This is a genomic window from Paenibacillus glucanolyticus (assembly GCF_037333485.1).
Lineage (GTDB): Bacteria > Bacillota > Bacilli > Paenibacillales > Paenibacillaceae > Paenibacillus_AQ > Paenibacillus_AQ glucanolyticus.
Genome location: NZ_CP147845.1, coordinates 4,243,386 through 4,261,026, shown reverse-complemented (window position 1 = coordinate 4,261,026; position 17,641 = coordinate 4,243,386). Strand labels below are relative to the sequence as shown.

Genomic DNA, 17,641 nt, shown 5'->3' with positions numbered 1-17,641 from the left:
TGGTGGAATGATGGCAAGTCAATTCGATTCGATACGTAACCGTAGAAGACAAGGCGAGGAGGCAAAGCAGCGTGTCTTGGATCGTGTGTATTCTCCAAAAATAGAAGATCAGAAATCCTCAACGTCTGTCTTCGACGCTATCCGCAATCGTTCCCTTGAATCTGAAATACCGGAGTCTGCGGTATCGACACTTGATATCAAGCCTTCGGATCTTAATCCATTAAACTCGTCGCTCACGAGAGGGGTCTTTGGAGATAAGGCAGCTCAGACGACTTGGGAGCAGAATAGTGGCATGAAATTCGCGCCTGTTCAAGGTCCGCCAGTACCTCCACAGTTATCAGAATACGAAAAGGGCCTGCAGGAGATTCAAGCGAAGCGTCCGGAGGGATTCTGGGGAGGCGTCTATGACTTCACTGTTTCCCCATTCGCAAAAGCAAACAACTGGCTTTGGTATGGCAATCCTGCTGGTCAGTTTACAACCCGGGCCGTGGGAGCCGGTGGCAGTATGGTCCTTGGATCTCCATCAGCCCGACCAGCAACAACCGGCAATCCAACTGCGGACAGAGCAGCAGACATTGCAGGAACCATCGGCGGGGTAGCTGGGTTAGCCTTTAACCCGGCGGCCGCGGGGGTTAAAGGACAGAACCTAGTAAGTGGACCACTTGAAGTTGCTCGTAAAGTGATGGGGACTAATGCTGGGCAAAAAATTCAGAGAGCGGCATCAGGAGCAATTAACTCTGCTGCACCTCGGATGTCGGTCGCCACCGCTGACCGTTTAGCTAGAACAGGAATGGAAGGTGCGATTACAGGCGGTATTGGCGGCGTTGCAGCTGGGCTTGTTCAAGGACAGGACAGCGGCGGGGAGATCGTCCGGAACGCTGCACTTGGTGTCGGTCTTGGTGCTGTGGGGGATATGGCGATAGGTTCATTATCAAACCTGTTTAAGCGAAACGGGATTCCTGAAAAGGAAGTGGCTGAGATTCTTGCCCTTCCAGAACCTCGATCACAGACCAGAATGCGGGGAGCAGAAGCACGGTCACAGAACACCTATGGGGCAGATCCGATTGTCAATCCATACTCGTTTGATCTTCCAGAGGCTTCACCAGGACTCAGATCCCAAATGGTTAACGCTCAAACAGGACGGGCTGAGGTTAAGCAAATTAACCAGACTCTTAGTGAACTGGAAAGCCAGTATGAGCAACGAGTCATCGAAGAATATAAGTACCTGAAGGAATCTCGTGACTCACGAAAAGGCGTCGAACAGGGAGCTCTGAAAAGAGACGCAGCAGGTGAAGTGGTTGGCAGAACCGGACGCATGTCCAATAACCCACTTTGGTATCAGGAGTTCTACAAAGCAAATGGTAAGGTCCCTAGCAACAAGGATTTATACCAGTTGGCCAGGGATCGAGTGGATAACGGGTTCCAGGATGAGAGTGGATTTGTCCATTCATGGAAGCAAGAGGTCGGGTATGATGAACAGTTACAAGCCTATCAAGGTGTAAAGGATAACCTGCAGAGTAGTCTCAGAGGGATTGACCCAGCTTTGAATGTAACTGAAGGACCGATTGTAGCAGAGCGTTTAAAGGATTTACGGCGTGAAGGAACTCCTACTAAACCCAAGAGAGCTGTACAAGAAACCGCACCAACGGGAAGCAAAGGAAATATTGACACTTCGGACATCCCGGAGTTCCTGCTCAGAAGACAAGCTGCTAAGCGGACAACCGCACCTGCAGAACCTACTCCGGTTAAAGTTGATCCGAACGCAGATCCTATTCTGCGGCCAGGCCAGTTTGAAGAGAACAGCGGTCTTGGGATATCCGCATTCGCTAAAACGAAGCCTTACGAATCTCTGAGCAATGACACCCGCTCCCAACTGGTGACTCGTCTGGATCGGGAGCCGGTTAACTTAGCTGGTGCTGCTGATCGGCTCTATACGAATCTGGTGGATGATCTTCATCCACTGAACCAGTTTGACAAGCTGGTAGAGGATGTTTTAGAGAAGCCGCTCAGTGCCGCTGAAAGTATTCATAAGCGCGCTTTGGCTACTCGTGGATCAGACATGACTGCGCGCCAAATAGTAACGGATGCTTTGGTGGATAGCGATGGTAAAGTGGTAGGCGAATCTTTGAAAGAGATTCTCTCAGGCTTGCCGAAGACGGTCCGTGGTGGCGTAGACAGCTCTACGAAATCGCAGATCCGAAAAGTAAGCAGTGACATCTATGTGGATTTTGAAGACTATCTAATTAATAAGCATGCGGTTACTCGTGCCGATCGGGGCGAGATGGTTTTTGATCAGAAGCTAAACTGGACACCTGAATATGGTGCACAAAAGGCAGCTGAATATGAAGCTATGTTTCCGGAGTTTAAGGAGACAGCAGAGAGACTGTATGCCTTTAATAAGCAGATGGTGAACAGTTGGCTTGTCGATACCGGAATCATTTCACCGGGGCAGGCCAAAGCTTGGTTTGACGCTAACCCTTACTATGTTCCGAATAAGCGTTATTTCACACCGCTGGAGAAGCGAAGTGGCGGGACGGGACGTGCCAAGAAAGGTTTTGGTAATCAGTCTGTACCTGTTAAAAAGTATGAGAAGGCGGGATCCCAGCGGAAGATCATTTCCCCGATCGAGGCGATTATCGAGAACGTAGATTCGTTCGTGAAAACAGCCAAGCGGAATCAGGTAATGCAGCAGGCCGTTAAGCATATCGAAAAAGATCCCGAAGCATTCGCTGATTATTTGGAGATCGTTAAACAACCTGAACGGGTGGATGATCTGACCAAGCTGTCACTTGACGGTGACGGGCTCGATGAAGTGTTGGCCCGGTTCTCGGATGACTTTGATAAGGCGATGCGCAAGACAGCGCTTGATAAGGACAACATCGTTCGAGTGCTGATTGATGGTGAACAGACGCACCTGAAAGTAAATGATCCACAGCTGCTGGAAGCCATTACAGCGCTGGGTCCTAAGGCCGGCAATCTGGTCATGGATGCCATCGGATGGGTGACAAACAAAATGAAGACACTGACCACGGGTGCGAACCCTGTGTTTAGTATCACCAGGAACCTGTTTCGGGATATTCCGCACGCCTACGTTGCGTCCAAGACAACCAATAACCCGCTGCGCTTTGTAGCAGATATGGCTGATGCGGCTTTCCAGATCATGCGCGATGGAGAGCTATACAAGCAATACAAGCGGATTGGTGGCGGCCACTCATCCTCAATAGCGGCAAATCGAAATCTGTTAGCGCAGAGTAAGCGGTCCGTATTGCCTAAAAGTTTACTGAAGGATTTAGGCCCACGATTGTTCTACGGTTTGGAAAACGCTATGAATGCGGTGGAGTCTGCACCGCGCTTGGCTGAGTTTAAGCGGGCATCCAAGAGTGGGTTATCTGACGATCTGAGAAGTGCCTTGTTTGAAGCACAGGATTTAACCGTCAACTTTAAGCGGCGAGGGAAAATGATTCATGAACTCGATAAGATTTTTCCTTATATGAACGCTGCGATTCAAGGTGTTGACCAAATTGCTCGGCTATATAAAAACAATCCTGTAAAGGCAATAACCAAAGCTTTCCTAGCTCTAACTGTTCCGGGTGCTGTGATGTATGCAGTGAACCATGACGATTCCAATTACCAGAAGGTGAGCAACAGGATAAAGGACAACTTCTTGTTAATCCCGAAAGGTGACGGAACGTTCTTCCGGATTGCTAAACCAATGGAACTCGGAACGCTATTCATTGATCTGCCTGAACGCTTGATGCAGAAATTCGCTAAGGATGATCCCGCTGCGTTCCGAGATTTTGCAGAACAGCTTCGAACCAGATTTGTTCCGCCGGGTATTTCCGGTGCGCTTAAAGAAGGAGGATTCACCGATCGTATGCTAGGAGCAATGGGAGATACCATTCTCGGACCAATTGCAGACCTTGCTGCAAATCAAACATTCTCAGGAGCGCCGATTGTTCCGGGTTACCTAGAGAATCTGTCTCCAGGCTTACAGGCTGACACGAAGACTACAGATATTGCCCGATGGATTGGTGATAAGACGTATGGGACGCCATTTGAACAGAGCCCGAAGAAGCTTGATTACCTCGTGAAGCAGTACACCGGGGTACTCGGTCAACTTGGCCAGCCGTTGTTGTCTCCAGGCGGGGATGTTGGAAGCACATTAACTCAACAGATAACGGCAGATCCGGTATTCAGTAATGACATCTCGACAGAGTTTTATCGTTACAAGGAGAAACTGGACCAGGCTTACACCGACCGTGATCTGCGAGAAGTGCCAGCATGGTATAGTGACCCGCTCCGGAAAGAGATGGGCCGGCTCAGCAAGAGTATGTCTGAGGTTCGCAAAGAGATCCGCGCTGTCCAGGAGGATAAGAGCCTGGGTAACAAGACGAAGCGTGATAAGTTGCGAGAGCTCCAGGAGAAGATTAACACCATAGCTGAGAGAGGGAACGAGTTTGCTCGTGGGAAGGTACCGTACAAATAGGAGGTGGTGTCCAATGTAACTCGCTGAACTCATTTACTTTGCGCCGTAAGGCGTTTTTATTTTGCCCTTGGGTGGTCCTGAGGGCTTTTCTTTATTCGAATACAGATAGGGGGAAGAAGGGTGGACTGGAGCGTGATCATGGCAATTATCACAGTGGCCGCTGCCATCAGCGGCATTGTGCTCGGATGGGTTGGGAAGACAAAGGCCTTTAAAGCAGAGGTTGTACAGGAAGCAACCGCAGATGCATCGCTTCATACCGATGTATCTTACATCAAGCGCGGAATCGATGATATTAAAGTGGATGTCCGTATCCATGGACAGCGCATGGAAGGTTTTGCTGAACGTTTGACACGAGTCGAGGAGTCGGCCAAGCAAGCACACAAACGAATTGATGAGATGAAAGAATAGGAGATGATTATAAATGAAATGGTTTAAAGCAGCAGGCATCAGAGCAATTAAGACGGCAGCACAAACAGCGATCGGCGTAATCGGAGCTACATCGGTTTTCAATGAAGTTGATTGGTATGTTGTAGGGGGTACGGTTTTACTGGCCACTCTCACTAGCTTTTTGACGAGTTTGGCTGGTTTGCCTGAGGTTGAGTCGAATCAGGAGGAGGACCGAAAATGAAGAAAATATGGATTGATGCGGGTCATGGCGGTAAGGATCCTGGAGCTGTCGGGAACGGGCTGCAGGAAAAGGATGTTGTCTTAACGATCTCCCAAGGTATCAAGCAACGTCTGGAGTCAGATTACGAAGGCGCGCAGGTCTTGTTGACCAGGAGCACAGATGTGTTTCACGAGCTCAAAGATCGGACCGCTGCAGTTAACAAAGCCGTTGCGGATCTCCTAGTTTCCATCCACTGCAATGCAGGAGGCGGGGCTGGTGGATTTGAGTCGTTCCGGTATACTAATGCCTCTGCTGCTTCAAGGACCCTGCAAAATGTGCTTCATTCCGAAATCATGTCGGCGCTTAAGTCATTTGGGGTTACCGATCGTGGGCAGAAAGCGGCGAACCTGCACATGTGCCGCGAATCTAAGATGCCTGCCGTCCTGACCGAAAACCTATTTATCGATGTGGCAGCTGATGCAGCTAAGCTGAAGCGCCAGGAAGTTATTAATGCTTTAATCGCGGGGCACGTCATGGGGATCGTTAAATATTTGGGGTTGAAGAGGAAAGAGGCTGCTGCCGTTGTGATTGATAAGGTGAATGTCATCGTAAATGGTAAACAAATCGCAGATGGGAAGCTTGAGAATGGTGTTACCTATGTGCCCCTTCGAGCAGTTGGTGATGCTCTCGGAGCTAAAGTGGATTGGAATAAAGATACGAAGACAGCTACACTAACAAAGTCGTGATAATACTGAAGACCCTACAGGCTAAGTGCTGGTAGGGTCTTTTTTACGTAATGGCACTATTCGGCTGACATGATCAATATCTGATATAGGGATCCACACTGTCCCCTGGTCCTGTCTAATCTTTACTCGGTCGGATATAGATTCTGGTACACCTTGAATTGCTTCTCCATCAGTTAATCGTATGTATACTGACTGCTGCATGTTGATGGCAATCTTAATTTCCCTCAACAATTAATATCGCTCCCTTAAATGCTCTGGTATTGTTGGATCCTCATATATCGTAACATCTAGCCCCAAATACTTCCTCATTAAAATAGAAGCTTCTGCTGTTATAAACTCCCAGTGTAAGTCTAGCTCTGATGTGTATCCCCGACACTTAAACTTAGCCTTAATGCCTTGCTTGGTATGGTTCTCCTCGTATACCTTCAAACCCTTTTTCCATAAATGTTTCTTTATCTTCCTTAAATCGACCCAAGCTCTATCTATGGCAAGTTTTATTGTATCTACATATGGTCCTGGTGTTTTTAGATTTGACCCCAAATATCGGCAATCTCGTTCAAAGGCTGTAATGACAAGGGGAAGGATCACAGCATGTTTGACATAAAAGATATCCTCGCTTGTAATTGCTTCTGCCATTCTCATTTAACACGCCTCCATACACATACGAACATATATTCCATATTACTATTACACAAAAACGAAAACAAGACTTGATAGGAACAAATGTTCGTAGTAACATTATGCCAATACGACAAACAGCATGGAGTTGAGGGAGTGTTTAAGGAAAGGAATTTTATGCAAGTTAATACCAAATTTTACGGATTGACTGCTGAGATAATATATCCCATATTTGAGTTATTCAGGAAGAGGATGTATCCGCTCACTTTCCGACTTTAGAGGGTGAGCGGATTTTTACAACTAAACTTAACTCATGACTTAAGTTTAGCCGGATGGGAAGAGCATATTGAAATGCTCTTTGTCGCCTTAGTCATATATCCAATGTACAAGCTCATCCATATGGCATTCAAAGAAGTCAGCAGTCATTTTCATTTTAATGACTGACAGCTGAGCATCGCCTTTGATGACTTGGGATATGTACGACTCTGAGACCGACAGGTATCTTGCCAGGTCAACTTGTTTTGTAGAAGTCCTTGCAAACCATTCGGGTAGGCGACTCTTCCCTATCCGGGGAGTCAATTAATCACCTTCTCTGATGTGAATATTCACCATTATAGCACTCTTGGTCACTTATCATCTAGATTCTGGAGGGGGAACGACATGTTAATCGAATGGATCGAACCGGCAAAAGAAAGACGAATTTGGGAAGTCGTTGAACATTGTGAAGAAGAGCATAAGGAATATTATGATCGCTTTAACGTGGTTCTGAATAAGTTAAAGAAACATGTTCCGTTACATATGGTTGATGATCTAAATATGCTTGAAGATATTTTTTTACAAAAAAATTCTTCATTATATACCGCATATAATTTCGGTTTCGAAGATGCCCTGAAACTCATAAAAGAACTTAGACAATTAACATAAAAAAAAACACAGTCTCGGGATAAGAGTCTCCACTCCTATCCAAAATATTGCACTTTGTGCAACCGCCTTCAAATTTGAAGGCGGATTTTTTTTGTCTATTTTCCTAACCGTGGTAAACCTCCTGGCACAAACCTGAACTTTTCTCCAAATTGTGCTATAATGCTAGAGTACTAGTGTAGAAGATTTGGGGAAATTGCCAAATACATAGAATAGTCAGACAACATGAGGCGTAACTATATATGGTTTGACGGTACTTTTGCAAATCCTTGATTTTGCATCCTTGAACAAGTACAGGACAAGGAAGAGGCACCGGTGGGTGAAGGAGGAACGAAAAATCATATGACGGATTCCCAATTGATCCAGGAAATCAAGCAAGGCAATACCGAACTTTATTCCGAATTAATGCGACGTTATCAGAGGAAAATATTAGCATTTGTCTATCATATGTTAAAAAGCTCGCACATGGAGCTTATGGCTGAGGATTTATGCTCGGAAACATTTTACAAGGCTTTCCGAAGCTTGCATTCATTCCGAGAAGTAGATGCATCCTTCTCAACATGGCTCTACACCATTGCACGGAACACCGTGCTCAGCGAGCTCCGCAAGCATCGCAGCGGCACATTGCCGCTTGAGGAGAGTGGAGTCGTTCCGGTGGCTCCGCTGGAGGTTGCTCCGGAACAGGCGATTCTGCGAAGCGAACGAGTACATATGGTAAGAGAAGCCATTAATAATTTGCCGGAGAAACAAAGATCGGCACTGATTCTTCGGGAGTACGATCAACTGGATTATCAAGAAATCGCGGATATTTTGGGTCAGAGTGTCAGCTCGGTCAAATCGTTGTTGTTCAGAGCCCGTGGCAGTGTCAAAATTCAGCTCGAACCTTATTTTCATGAGCCGGTTTTTGAGGATCTGAGAGGGATGAAGAGCAGATGACTTGCGATGAAGCCCAAGAGCTGATGGAAAGTGTCTGGGATTTGCCTGACAATGATCTGCGGCGACAACGGCTGAAAGCACATGTTCAAACCTGCAGTTCATGTGCAGAGGAGTACGAAATGTGGGTGGAGAGTCAAGATCTGGTCCATGCGTTGGAGCATGAAATTCCGGATATGGACGCTGACCAAATCAACCGCAATGTAATGGACCGGATCTATCGTGATTTCCCGTGGCTGGTGGAGGAAACATCCAAGAGCCGCGCGGTAAGCCGGGTTTCTCGTAAACGGTTGACTCTAATGATTGCAGGGTTTCTGGCATTGTTTGTTTGCAGCTTTGTCTATTTTGCAACGATGGGCAATCAGCCGGAGCCCGTACCGGAAGCGGTAACTACAGGAATAATGCCTACGGGAGTGGCTGACACAGCCCAAGGCCTGGCTGCTCAGGACGATTACAACATTCCGAAAACCAACAGCGGAATTATTGATCCTTTTGTGGTTGATATGAGCCCAACTCAGCCAGAATACTGGATGATCCTGTCCCTGCTGGGAATCGGCTTCGCCTTGTTTTTCCTGAAGAGATTAAATCGGGTGAGAAGATAAAATACATGAGGATGGAGGAGATGTGGCATGCAGATCGGCTTGGTTCGTCACGGTTTAACAGATTGGAATGCTGTAGGCAAAATACAAGGCCAAACGGACATTCCACTTAACGAGGAAGGTCGTAATCAAGCGCGTTTGCTAGGGGAAAGACTCCTGCAGGAGTCCTATCGATGGGATTTTGCGATTAGCAGCGGTCTCTCCCGTGCCGAGGAGACGGCGAAGATCATCTCATCCATGCTGAATATTCCATTGGCACCACCGGATAACCGTTTGCGTGAGCGCAGATACGGACAGGTGGAGGGTTTAACAGCGGAAGAACGTGAATCCAGGTTCGGTGCCGACTGGCATCTGCAGGATTTAGGGCAGGAATCAGACATTGAGCTGCAGTCGAGGGGGCTTGTTTTCCTTGACGATATGTGGCATAAGCATCCGGATGCAAACATTCTGGTTGTCAGTCATGGCGGTTTTTTGGCGCAATTGTACAAACTGGTATGTCGTGGTGTTCTGAGTGAACGCATTGGCAATTTGTCGCTCACCGTCCTGGAGAGAAAAGACGATGATTGGTCGCCCCTTCTCTTTAACTGTACCAAGCATTTGCTGACAAAGCAGTCGTAAGTACATTGAATTATAATAAAGAGGAGCCTTCCCCGGGGGAGGCTCCTCTTTATTATAAGGACTGTCGTTTAAACTTCTGCTTTCACGATGAATCGATGCTGCTGAACCTCGAAGTAGCCCTTGGACTGGATGACAAGATAGATTCGATGCAGCGGCTCCAGGTAGCGTTCCACAGTGAAATCAGGGATCTGCCACGGAATGGCTTTCAGGTAATACACCACCGCACCGATGTCATAAAATCGCTGCAGCGGGAAGTCTTCCCGGCTGAGAGTGATGTTGAAACGATGATCGAGCAGCTCTTCCATCGCCGTTTCCAGATTCCAATGAGCAAACTCTTCATTCAGCGGGACTCCAAACATTTCGTTGATTCCTGCGCAATCTGTTCCCCCGGATTGCTGGGTTATGAATATACCGCGATCGTTCAAAATTCTCCGCAGCTCCGAGACGGAATAGGATTCATGCTGATTGATGATCAGATCAAAATAATGATCTTCCAAAGGAAGGGAAGCATCGTCTTCGAAATACACAACCTTTGCCCCCAGCGGCTCGAGCTGCTTCTTCGCCACCGGTACATTAGGCTTATATCCTTCAGTTGCGTAGACGGACTGTGGCAAGGGCTGAAGAGAGGATAAGAACTCCCCACCGCCCGTACCCATGTCCAGCAGCGTATTGGCATTCCGCAACAAGGGAATGACCAAACTGCCCAAGGACCAGGGAAGAAGCTGCGACTGCATGCGTCCTGAAGCCGTGATATGTGAAAAGTCCCATCCAGAAAAATGCTGATCCACTTCTTGGATATAGGCCATAAACTGTCTGTCTTTAATCATGGTTTGACAACCTCCATAACAATTTATAATGAGTTGTAACTGCATCTGAAATTGCTTTGGATATGGAGGCCCTCGAATTCTATGGGTGCCAAGTTATATTTCATGCTCTGGTGTTCTCACAATAATTCCCCTTCCTGAATTTTGAAAATCACTTTCATATCAACGTGCATTTCATTTTATTAGATGAGCGCTTCATAAATGTTATATTTTGACTCTATAGGCATTCTATCATTATATAAGAGAGCATAGTCATTTTTATATACAAAAAAATAATTTCGTAAACTGAAGCAAACAGGTATCAAATGTTCAAAACCTTCCCATAATGGTTGTAAAACGGCGAGGCGATGGAAGATGAATCTAGCGGATATGCTCACATATGCCGATATTGGACAGCTTAGCAATATAGCGAATCATTACGATTGTGACGCCAAGAGAAATTCGAAGCATGAGTTGATTCAGAGCATCCTGTCCAAGCTCGGAAGAAGAGAGTTCTTCGAGGAGCAGGTTAGCAGCTTGACACCAAGCGATTTGCGTTTCCTGAACAACCTGGTCTTTGACACTCGAACAGGCTACAGCCTGGAAGAATTGACTGCTGCGATACGCCTTACGGCGGATGTGGAAGAGAAGGGTGCAAAGGCCCCTGTGAAAAAGAAGGCTTCCGAGAAAACGGAAAGTCCGCGTGAGGCTGTTGCACGCTATCGCCGAAGCGGGTGGCTGTTTAACGGTTTTACCCACTCCACCAAATATTTGTTTCAAGTACCTTCGGATTTGAAGGAGCGCTTTCGGGACGTGCTTCGTGAACGTCTCCATGAAAACCTGCAGCGATTGACGGATGATCCGGAAGTATATCGGGACGAGCAGGGACTGGCCGCGGAAGATTTGATGCTGATTCTTAAGTATGTCGGTGGACATGATATTGAATTGAATCAGGAAGGGTTTATGTACAGGCGGAACCAGCAGCAGCTGATGAGCACGCTGCATATTACGGAGCCGCTGATCACGAAAGGTGCATGGCGCTTTGGGTACGGCCGATCCTGCATTGAATATCCCGATCGATTTGCACTGCTGTACGATTATGCTTACGCAAGAAAATGGATCACCGAAAGCAATGCACGGTTAATCTTGACGGAAAGCGGAACTTCGTTTATTGAGGAAGGAAATCAAGTTAGCGTGATACAGATATTCCGCTTTTGGTTAAGACTGTATAAGGGCGCAATTCCCAATATCACTTCTCTTGTGTACTGGATCAGTCAATGTGCAAGAGATTGGGTTACAGCTGCATCTCTTTATGAATCGCTGGGTTGGCTAATCCGTCCTTTCTATTATGATAGCCCGCAAAATATGCTCGAGCATCGGATTATCCGTATGCTGATGCATTTAGGGATGGTCCGTATAGGGGAGAGCCAAACGATGGGAACTTCGTACAAAATGACCGCGCTTGGCTTAAAGGCTGCGGAAGCCAGTATACATATCAGCGATTCGAACGATTTGATCCTCTAGCATGGTTAGGTAGTCGAAACAGCCAAAATGATTTTATGAGAGTAAAGCAATTAATGGGAAAGAATATAAGCTATATGCAAATTTAGTTTGGAGGTGCATCCTAATGGATAAGATGAAGGTTACTTACGAGGTTATGTTAGGTCTGGCGGCCGAGATGGTGTGGGACGAAGCATTGCGCAAGCATCGGAGTGAAGAGCTGTATAAAGAAATTGACGAAGCGCTGGCTTCCGGCGACGAAGTGGCTTTCCGAAACCTGACGGATGAACTGAGGACTTTGAATTGAAGAAATGCTTTATCGCATTTCTTCTTTTTTTTGCCTTACTGCAGAATCACTCTTATAATGAAGAAAAATCATAATGAGTGAGCAGAAAGGATGTACCCTGCATGAAATTTAGTGAAGTGGACGAGCAAACTTGGGAGGAACTGAAGCCTTTCTATGATACCTGCCTCATTCCGTATACCGGATTATCAGGTTTGGAGTCGCCGTGGGAAGTGACTGCTGCACTGGAGCGGCTTCGGGATTTTATGGATTTGGCAGAAATTCCGTTTAAGGGCAGATTGGTTACATATCCAGCCATACAATATGGAAAGACTGAAGATATAAAGCTTCTAAATGAAGTTTGTCACAATGTCAAATCCATCGGGTTCAAATACGTTGTTGTCATGACAGCCGATCGTGAGCTTTCTGAAGAGGATGTGCCTGAAAGTTCGCTGGTGCTGTCCCGGCGCAGGTTTGAAGGCAATGGAGATACCCCCTTGGCGGCCGTTGTTGCCGAACAAATCAGTGAAATGTGGCAGCAGGAAAGCCGTATCGAAATGTGACAAAAAACCAACAATTTATGAAAGGGCTATTGGAAGCGAACCCAAATTTGGGGTTCAAATTCTTGACGGTCTTGGGTGCCTAATATATTATTAGTATGTCCTAGTAAGTCGTGTGATTTTGATCATTGATGACACTTAAGAACGGTTGACAAAGGGGGTTGAACACAGAATGAGCAGCAACCACAATGACGAGCATGAAGAATCGCACAATCCACCCCGTCTGAAAGAGATGTCCCGCAGACAATTTCTTACATACACGTTGGGCGGTGCCACAGCTTATATGGCTGCTGGGGTAGTTTTGCCAATGCTTCGCTTTGCCGTTGATCCGATTCTTCAGAATAAAGAAGAAGGATCTTTTGTAAAGGTAGCGGAAGAGAGCAAAATTACCAACGATCCACAAGAATTCCATTTTGAACTCAAACAGCAGGACGGCTGGTACAACAGTACAGCCACTTTGACGGCGTGGATTCGTAAGAACGATCAAGGTGAGATTGTAGCGCTTTCACCAATTTGTAAGCATTTGGGATGCCTTGTTGGATGGAATAACAACAAGAATTTCCCGGATGAGTACCACTGCCCTTGCCACGGTGCACGTTATACACCGGACGGTAAGAATCTTGCAGTTGCGCCGAAGCCGCTTGACCAGTACGAGACGAAAATTGATAACGGCTGGATTTACCTCGGCGCCATCGTGCCAAATACCGTAGTTAAATAGGAGGCGTAGATTCAGATGTTGAAGAATGTCTACAACTGGATTGATGAACGTCTCGATATCACGCCGATTTGGAGAGACGTTGCAGACCACGAGGTACCGGAACACGTAAACCCGGCGCATCATTTCTCCGCGTTTGTGTACTGTTTCGGCGGCTTGACGTTTTTTATCACAGTCATCCAGATTCTGTCGGGGATGTTCCTGACGATGTATTATGTGCCCGATATCATAAACGCTTACAACAGTGTCGAGTACCTGCAAACACAGGTTGCTTTTGGACAGATTGTCCGCGGTATGCATCACTGGGGCGCAAGCTTGGTAATCGTAATGATGTTCCTGCATACGATGCGCGTGTTCTTCACAGGCTCTTACAAAGCGCCGCGTGAAATGAACTGGGTAGTCGGCATGCTCATTTTCTTTGTTATGCTCGGTCTTGGTCTGACAGGTTACCTGCTGCCATGGGATAACAAAGCTTACTTCGCTACAAAAGTTACATTGGAGATTGCGAACTCCGTACCTTGGCTTGGACCAATCATTAAAGAATTGCTGCAGGGCGGTACGATTGTTGGTGCCGAAACGCTAACACGTTTCTTCGCTATTCACGTATTCTTCCTTCCGGCTGTCCTTCTTGCCCTATTGGTAGGACACTTTATTATGATCCGCCGACAAGGTATTTCCGGTCCACTATAAGAAGAAGGGAGGCGCATATTTATGGCACATGGTCATAAATCTGATGAGAAAGTAGTTTTTGTCGGCGATTCGCGTGTGAAAAAAGGCAGCGGATGGGTTACTCCGCCGGATTACACCGCTTATCCCGGTAAATCAGAAGCGTTCATTCCTAACTTCTTGCTGAAGGAATGGATGGTTGGGGTCGTTGTGTTGGTCGGATTTCTTGTGCTGACCATCTCGGAACCGGCTCCGCTTGGTTATCCGGCAGATCCGGGGGCTTCTGTAATCCCGATGCCGGACTGGTACTTCCTGTTCTTGTATGAATACTTGAAGCTTCCTTACGCTTCCGGTGATTATGTCGTTCTAGGTACAATTGGGGTTTCAGGGGTCGCCTTCGGTGCATTGCTGCTGGTTCCTTTCCTTGATACAGGGAAAGAACGGCGCTTCTACAAAAGGCCGATTACTTCGGCACTTATGATTCTGTCGTTGTTTGCCGTCATTTATCTGACGAATGCAGCATGGACGCACTATGTGCATGAGTTGGAAGCTACGGGACAGAAGCCTGAGCATATTCAGCGGGAAGAAGAAGCAGAAGAGAAACATGCAGCGGGACTCCCGACGACCAGCGGCAAGCAGTCGGAAGATAGTATTGTAGCGATTGTGGATAAGGATAATCCGGCAATGGAAACCTTTAAGACAGCTACATGCATCTCCTGTCATGCTGCAGATTTGAAAGGGGCATCCGGTCCATCGCTTCGCGGTGTTGGAGATACCCACACCAAGGAAGAGATCATGGCTATCATTGAAAATGGCCAAGGTACTATGCCTCCAATGAAAGACCAGGCTTTAAGTGCTGGTGTAACCGAAGCAGAGCTTGATCAGTTGGCTGAATGGCTTGCAAGCCAGAAAGCAGAAGCTGCTGGAGAGTAATGATACACAGAGGAACCTGACCGCTGATGCGGTCAGGTTTTTTTAAATAGGAAGGGTTTAGATGAAATGTATCGGGCGTTTAGGTATAATCGGCTGTAGCTATGTAATTAGAATACAGTCATATGAGACAAGGAGGACGGAGTTTGTCAATTTCACATCTGTGGAGCCGGGAATTTTTAAGTAAGCGATCGATTCTGTGGTTATTGTTCATATGCAATGCACTTGGAACGATTTATGGCTACATATGGTACGGTGGTCAAATGGTTGACACGGTGAACCACGGCTACATATGGCAGGTCATATTTGTACCGGACAGTCCGACGGCGAGTTTGTTCTTCTGTTTGGCACTACTGCTGCTTCTATACCCGCCTAAGCGATTGGGCAGTGCCTTGTTTCAGCAGTTCATTGAGGCATTGGCCGTTGTTACCTCAGTGAAGTACGGGGTATGGGCAGTTGCCATTATATTTGCAGGACAAGCCCAAGGGGATGTGCTGGCATGGCAGGATTGGATGCTGGTTGCCTCGCATACGGCGATGGCGGTGGAGGCGCTGCTGTTTGTCCGGTTGTTTCATTACCGCTGGACAGCGCTTACCGGGCCCATCGCATGGACTCTATTGAATGATACAGTGGATTATACTTATGGAGTGTTTCCTTGGCTGCCGGGGGAGTTATATGATGATCTTTCCGCTGTAGAGCTCTTTACCTACCTCCTGACTCTTTCTAGCGGCTTTGCTGCCTGGATATTCATGAGATACGGTAATTCCAAACGACTATAGCCAATTCGGCAATACAGTTCTATGCACATCCCTTCTGCCATACATATACGGTAGGAGGGATGTCCCATGTTTCGAACCTTTCGCAAGTTCCTGCTAGTCCTGTCTGCACTATTGCTGCTGCATGCCATCAGCATCAGTGATCCTATATGGGCTGATCCCGCGAGTGGAGATACGGAAACCTCGCCCGCTGCTTCCATTCAGGCCAAAGCGCTGAATAAGGAAGTAGAGCAGCTGTACCGTCATGTGGAGGAAGGCAATGTACAAGCCGTGCTTGAGGATACCCGCCGGGTATCCAGCCTTTTTGAAGCTTCCTCATTTCAGGGATTGACCGGAGTTGAAGGTATTCATGCACTGGCCGAGAGCATTTTGGAGATGAAAGAAGCTACTGCAAGAGCCGTGCAGGAACCTCAGCACTGGATGAGGTCTGCAGGTAAACTCCGCATGGCATCAGACAGCTTGATTCATTCGAGGGATGCATTATGGCTCCAGTACTTCAAGGTGATTCGTGAAGATCTTAGAGTAATGGGGCAGTATGCCGCGCAGCAGGATAAACCCGGCATGAAAAGGGCTTACGACAGCCTGGAAGAACATTATGAGCTCATACGCCCGTCCATCGTTATTCAGCGAAAGCCTGAGGATGTGAACATGATTGAATCCTGGATTTCCTATGCGGGTGGTCTGGTGACCTCTGGAGAAACATCCGAAGTACAAAGAGTGCTGCCGCAGGGCGAGGAAATGATGAATATGCTGTTTGGCAAGAAGAAGGATGAGCCGGCCCTTGCTCCTCTGGCAGAGGTTAGGGAGCCTTGGACATGGCAGCTGGTCATCGGTGCCTTCATCCTGGCAGCTTTAACGTTTGTAGGCTATCGCAAATATCGCGGTCAGCAGTATAGCTCTAAACCGATGTTTCCGCGTAAACTGTAAGCAACATATGATATGAGTTCGAAGACAGCCCGGTGCAAACCGGGCTATTCCTCTTTAAATCCTTCCCCATGGACATCATTGACATCGTTAATGATCATGAACGCACGAGGATCAATGGATTTGACTATTTCGGTCAGTCGGCGGATCTCCTGTCTGGACACTACGCAGTAAACCATATGTTTGGCTTGTTTGGAGTAGACACCGATGGCGGGAATAAGCGTAACCCCGCGTTCCATATCGATGGTGATGCGTTCGGCGATCTCGGGGGCATGATCACTAATGATGGTAAAAGCTCTGGCAGCATAGGCACCCTCCTGTATAAAATCGATGACCTTCGAAGCAATGAACACGGCAACCAGGGTATATAAAATCCGTTCGAGCGGGATAAAGAATAACGAAAGCCCGATAATCAAAATATCAAGTGACAGTATGATCTGACCCATGCTGAAGCCGAACTTGCGATTAATGATTCTGGCGATAATATCGGAGCCGCCGGTGGTTCCGCCGAATCGAAACACAATGCCGAGCCCAGCCCCAAGCGTTACGCCTGCATAGAGAGACGCGAGAATATAATCATGCTCTGTCCGAAACGGCACAATATATCCCCGATTGATCAGCATCTCGAATAACCAGAGGAACAGGGTTAGTGAGGCGATACCGAGACCCGTATAGATGGACTGGCGCTTTCCGAGGATTTTCATTCCAACCAAAAATAGCGGAATATTTAATACCATGGTCGAGATGGACGGGGAAATGTTGAAGGCGTAATTGAGAAGGACGGTAATACCGGTGACTCCACCTTCCATGAGTTCATTCGGAATGATGAAATAGAGCAGACCGAATGCGTATATGGCAGAACCGATGATGATTGGAATCATCGTTCGAAGCTGATGCATCAACATGGATGTTCTCATAAGACCTCCTGAATTTCCTGTAGTGGACTGTATCCGTAT

20 protein-coding genes are annotated in these 17,641 nt (G+C 47.2%); 16 read left to right on the top strand and 4 right to left on the bottom strand.

Features of this window, described 5'->3' with window-relative positions:
• Positions 1-7: 7 nt before the first annotated feature.
• The 4 genes from WDY75_RS19925 (at position 8) to WDY75_RS19910 (ending at position 5,839) form a co-directional block, all read left to right on the top strand.
• The gene (locus WDY75_RS19925; protein ID WP_156515055.1) at positions 8-4,486 is read left to right on the top strand and encodes an LPD38 domain-containing protein; all 4,479 of its coding nucleotides are present in this window, start codon (positions 8-10) and stop codon (positions 4,484-4,486) included.
• Between the two features lie 138 nt (positions 4,487-4,624).
• Positions 4,625-4,894, top strand: a complete 270-nt coding sequence (locus WDY75_RS19920; protein WP_231888041.1) for a hypothetical protein — start codon at positions 4,625-4,627, stop codon at positions 4,892-4,894.
• Between the two features lie 13 nt (positions 4,895-4,907).
• Positions 4,908-5,114: a holin gene (locus WDY75_RS19915; RefSeq protein WP_063479177.1), complete on the top strand. Its 207-nt coding sequence runs from the start codon at positions 4,908-4,910 to the stop codon at positions 5,112-5,114.
• Positions 5,111-5,839 carry an N-acetylmuramoyl-L-alanine amidase gene (locus WDY75_RS19910; protein ID WP_063479178.1) on the top strand — a complete coding sequence of 243 codons (729 nt, stop codon included), beginning with the start codon at positions 5,111-5,113 and terminating at the stop codon, positions 5,837-5,839. The genes WDY75_RS19915 and WDY75_RS19910 overlap by 4 nt, the downstream gene beginning before the upstream one ends.
• 231 nt (positions 5,840-6,070) lie before the next feature.
• Here WDY75_RS19910 and WDY75_RS19905 read toward each other — a convergent pair whose 3' ends face one another.
• Together WDY75_RS19905 and WDY75_RS30805 are read right to left on the bottom strand one after the other, a co-directional pair.
• Positions 6,071-6,481: a hypothetical protein gene (locus tag WDY75_RS19905; protein ID WP_063479180.1), complete on the bottom strand. Its 411-nt coding sequence runs from the start codon at positions 6,479-6,481 to the stop codon at positions 6,071-6,073.
• A gap of 342 nt (positions 6,482-6,823) precedes the next feature.
• A complete protein-coding gene (locus WDY75_RS30805; protein ID WP_063479181.1) occupies positions 6,824-7,036 on the bottom strand; it encodes a helix-turn-helix domain-containing protein in 213 nt (70 codons plus the stop codon).
• A gap of 81 nt (positions 7,037-7,117) precedes the next feature.
• Here WDY75_RS30805 and WDY75_RS19900 point away from each other — a divergent pair, with 81 nt between their 5' ends.
• From WDY75_RS19900 to WDY75_RS19885, 4 genes are all read left to right on the top strand, one after another.
• Entirely contained in the window at positions 7,118-7,381 is a 264-nt protein-coding gene (locus WDY75_RS19900; protein ID WP_063479182.1) for a hypothetical protein, read from the top strand.
• Positions 7,382-7,720: 339 nt separating this feature from the next.
• Positions 7,721-8,314, top strand: a complete 594-nt coding sequence (locus tag WDY75_RS19895) for an RNA polymerase sigma factor (RefSeq protein WP_006209491.1) — start codon at positions 7,721-7,723, stop codon at positions 8,312-8,314.
• Positions 8,311-8,913 carry an anti-sigma factor family protein gene (locus WDY75_RS19890; RefSeq protein WP_063479183.1) on the top strand — a complete coding sequence of 201 codons (603 nt, stop codon included), beginning with the start codon at positions 8,311-8,313 and terminating at the stop codon, positions 8,911-8,913. Before WDY75_RS19895 ends, WDY75_RS19890 begins: the two co-directional genes overlap by 4 nt.
• A 27-nt stretch (positions 8,914-8,940) precedes the next feature.
• Positions 8,941-9,528 carry a histidine phosphatase family protein gene (locus tag WDY75_RS19885; RefSeq protein WP_063479184.1) on the top strand — a complete coding sequence of 196 codons (588 nt, stop codon included), beginning with the start codon at positions 8,941-8,943 and terminating at the stop codon, positions 9,526-9,528.
• 68 nt (positions 9,529-9,596) lie between these two features.
• On the opposite strand, the gene WDY75_RS19880 is transcribed toward WDY75_RS19885, so the two are convergent.
• Positions 9,597-10,355, bottom strand: a complete 759-nt coding sequence (locus WDY75_RS19880; RefSeq protein ID WP_063479185.1) for a class I SAM-dependent methyltransferase — start codon at positions 10,353-10,355, stop codon at positions 9,597-9,599.
• A 351-nt stretch (positions 10,356-10,706) separates the two neighbouring features.
• On the opposite strand from WDY75_RS19880, the gene WDY75_RS19875 reads away from it, so the two are divergent.
• The 8 genes from WDY75_RS19875 to WDY75_RS19840 all read left to right on the top strand — a co-directional run bounded on the left by WDY75_RS19875 (position 10,707) and on the right by WDY75_RS19840 (position 16,688).
• Positions 10,707-11,855 carry a hypothetical protein gene (locus WDY75_RS19875; protein ID WP_006209496.1) on the top strand — a complete coding sequence of 383 codons (1,149 nt, stop codon included), beginning with the start codon at positions 10,707-10,709 and terminating at the stop codon, positions 11,853-11,855.
• Between the two features lie 103 nt (positions 11,856-11,958).
• Positions 11,959-12,138, top strand: a complete 180-nt coding sequence (locus WDY75_RS19870) for an IDEAL domain-containing protein (protein WP_006209497.1) — start codon at positions 11,959-11,961, stop codon at positions 12,136-12,138.
• A gap of 101 nt (positions 12,139-12,239) precedes the next feature.
• Positions 12,240-12,677: a DUF2487 family protein gene (locus WDY75_RS19865; RefSeq protein WP_006209498.1), complete on the top strand. Its 438-nt coding sequence runs from the start codon at positions 12,240-12,242 to the stop codon at positions 12,675-12,677.
• 169 nt (positions 12,678-12,846) lie between these two features.
• Entirely contained in the window at positions 12,847-13,392 is a 546-nt protein-coding gene (locus WDY75_RS19860; RefSeq protein ID WP_006209499.1) for a ubiquinol-cytochrome c reductase iron-sulfur subunit, read from the top strand.
• 15 nt (positions 13,393-13,407) lie between these two features.
• On the top strand, positions 13,408-14,079 hold the full coding sequence (gene qcrB / locus WDY75_RS19855) for a menaquinol-cytochrome c reductase cytochrome b subunit (RefSeq protein ID WP_006209500.1): 672 nt from the start codon (positions 13,408-13,410) through the stop codon (positions 14,077-14,079).
• Between the two features lie 21 nt (positions 14,080-14,100).
• The gene (locus tag WDY75_RS19850) at positions 14,101-14,988 is read left to right on the top strand and encodes a menaquinol-cytochrome c reductase cytochrome b/c subunit (protein WP_006209501.1); all 888 of its coding nucleotides are present in this window, start codon (positions 14,101-14,103) and stop codon (positions 14,986-14,988) included.
• A 143-nt stretch (positions 14,989-15,131) separates the two neighbouring features.
• Positions 15,132-15,764 carry a DUF1405 domain-containing protein gene (locus WDY75_RS19845; RefSeq protein ID WP_063479186.1) on the top strand — a complete coding sequence of 211 codons (633 nt, stop codon included), beginning with the start codon at positions 15,132-15,134 and terminating at the stop codon, positions 15,762-15,764.
• A gap of 66 nt (positions 15,765-15,830) precedes the next feature.
• Positions 15,831-16,688: a sporulation protein YpjB gene (locus WDY75_RS19840; RefSeq protein ID WP_006209503.1), complete on the top strand. Its 858-nt coding sequence runs from the start codon at positions 15,831-15,833 to the stop codon at positions 16,686-16,688.
• A 44-nt stretch (positions 16,689-16,732) separates the two neighbouring features.
• On the opposite strand, the gene WDY75_RS19835 is transcribed toward WDY75_RS19840, so the two are convergent.
• Positions 16,733-17,602 (bottom strand): YitT family protein, encoded by an 870-nt coding sequence (locus WDY75_RS19835; protein WP_063479187.1) that lies wholly within the window; start codon positions 17,600-17,602, stop codon positions 16,733-16,735.
• Positions 17,603-17,641: the final 39 nt, after the last annotated feature.